The sequence below is a fragment of the Mesotoga sp. B105.6.4 genome, from assembly GCF_002896535.1.
Lineage (GTDB): Bacteria > Thermotogota > Thermotogae > Petrotogales > Kosmotogaceae > Mesotoga.
This window is the reverse complement of the sequence record NZ_JWIM01000087.1, coordinates 1-2,168: the sequence shown is the minus strand read 5'-3', so window position 1 is coordinate 2,168 and position 2,168 is coordinate 1. Positions and strand designations below refer to the sequence as shown.

Genomic DNA, 2,168 nt, shown 5'->3' with positions numbered 1-2,168 from the left:
GGTGAGTCTTTCCAGTACCAACATTTCCATACAGAATCAAATTCTTCTTCTCGTCTACGAAAGATGCTTTCTTCAGTTCTTCTGGACTTAAATCTTGAGGTAGTCGTATCTCTTCGAACGAGAAGTCTTCGAATGTCTTCAGTGCATAGAAGCCCGCCTGTTTTACCAGGCGGTTCTTCCTTGAGGTCTCACGGTTATCCAGAGCAATTTGTAGTATCTTCATAAGGTATTCCTGGTTGTTGTCCGCTTCTACCTCTTCAAATACATCCACTATCTTCCTTCCAAGGCGTAGCTTCTTGCAGCAGTACTCAATCTGGTCTTTCATGATTGGCTACTCCTTTCCAGGAATAGATCGTAGTCAAGTGCTTTGTTCTTAAGAGGCGGGAGTTCTGGTATGTCACTCGGGAGTAAAACAGGACTGAACTCGAAGCTTTCCGTGTTGAGCCGCCGGAATATGGCGAGAACACTATCACTGTCTTTTGTCCCTCTCTCTAGAGCTACAAGGAAGGCTTCTACTGCACTCGAAAAGCCTGTATCTTCGCTCAGCTCTGCAAGGATCTTGAGAGTCTCTTTCTTGCTTGAACGATCACTCTGCTCAAGAAACTCTTGTAATGGAGAAGGAAACAGTTCGTATATACCCGTGTATTTCAATGCTGCCGGTCTCCTGGATAACTGGGTGAGATAAGGTATCCAGTTCATGGATTCTCTCTTCATCTGTCCATACAGTCTGGGATGAGTGATTATCTCTTTGTAGTCCCTGTCCATTACGATAACTTCATGAGCGGTCAGTCTCGCCCATATCTCGGTCTTTGCATATTTTGGAGCGCTTGAATAGGTATGCCTTCCTTTTTCAAGGGTGAACTTTGCGTGAGCATCTGTGCGAACGGCCAAGAGGATCGACTCATCGTACTTACTCCGTGCAAGTGTTAGAAGCTTTGTCCTGTCTTCTTCAAATCGCTCTCTTATCATGCCAGGCTTCGAATAGTGCGGTCTTTCCATATCATGATCACATCGAACCAGGAGCTCTTTGTTGAAGGCCATAAGGTCACTTATCTCTGGAACAGGAACTAGCAGGTTTCTCCTATGGTATCCCACTTTACTTTCGACGCTGCCTTTCTCATTCCCGCTCTGAGGATTACAAAAGACTGCTTCGAATCCATAGTGATTCTTGAATCTGAGAAAGTGTTCCGAAAGGATCCGGTCTCCTCCCTTCAGTATCTTGCTGACCATAGATGAGGCGTTGTCAAACCATATTCGGTTGGGAACACCCCCTATGTGATTGAAGACATTCATGAGCCCTTCCATTAGGCATTGCTGGTTCTCTCCCTTGAAAAGTTGAAGATATCCCCCGTTGCTGTAGGGAAAGGAGACATTCAGAGTATATCCGTGACAGCGAACACCGTTTTCTATAAAGTCAGCTTCACCAAAGTCTACCTGTGCTTCACCGGGTTTGTGTTCCAAAGCGAAGTAAAACTCCTTGTTCTGTCCATAAAGTTCTTTTCTCTTCTGTGCCACGTATGTTGCCACAAGACGATATGAGCAGTCAAAGGAATCACCGTGTTTTTCCTGAAGCCTTTTGAATACTCTTAAAGCCGTATGTCGCTGTTTCCTTCTTTCAAGTTTGTCTTGCTCAAGCCAACAATCAATCTCTTCTTTGAAAGGATCGAGCTTCGACTTAACTGCTTTCTTTGCCTGTGGTGGCTGTGTATTGAAATCATCCTTCAGAATGTACTTCTTCACTGTCTTCACATCCGTCTCTGTTTCTCTTGCAATCTCCCCAATTCGCTTTCCTTCATTGAAATATTTGCTTCTGATAGAATTGATCTTAGCCATTGCAACCATCCTCCTTTGTTCCTCCCCTCATAGTGTCCTAACTACAAGGGTAGGTAATTCCGGGGGAAGTTGCAATGGCTCTTGCATTAACAGGGAATTCTCCTCTGCAATTTCAGGGAATCACTCTCTGCAATTACCGGTACTTATATTCTGCAGCAAACAGAAGAGATATTCCACAATAACAGAACTCTATTCAACATGGAAGTGGATATAGTCTATTACGATGTGACCACCTTCTACTTTGAGAGCACAAAGAACGATGAAGAACTGAAAGAATTTGGATATAGCAAAGATGGAAAGTTGAACAGGGTACAGGTAGTAATGGGACTGTTTGT

2 protein-coding genes and 1 pseudogene are annotated in these 2,168 nt (G+C 44.0%); 1 reads left to right on the top strand and 2 read right to left on the bottom strand.

From position 1 onward, the window contains the following. The coding region (locus RJ60_RS14570; protein WP_180979982.1) for an ATP-binding protein at nucleotides 1-325 on the bottom strand (325 nt) is incomplete at its 3' end. Next, nucleotides 322-1,833 carry an IS21 family transposase gene (gene istA / locus RJ60_RS14565; protein ID WP_103135235.1) on the bottom strand — a complete coding sequence of 504 codons (1,512 nt, stop codon included), beginning with the start codon at nucleotides 1,831-1,833 and terminating at the stop codon, nucleotides 322-324. The genes RJ60_RS14570 and istA, both read right to left, overlap by 4 nt. A gap of 180 nt (nucleotides 1,834-2,013) precedes the next feature. On the opposite strand from istA, the pseudogene RJ60_RS16605 reads away from it, so the two are divergent. Further along, nucleotides 2,014-2,168: pseudogene (locus RJ60_RS16605) on the top strand (transposase); the annotation flags it as partial.

Bases quoted from the DNA above. Each gene is read 5' to 3' on its own strand.
- istA (WP_103135235.1), bottom strand. From the start codon at position 1,833: ATGGCTAAGATCAATTCTATCAGAAGCAAATATTTCAATGAAGGAAAG.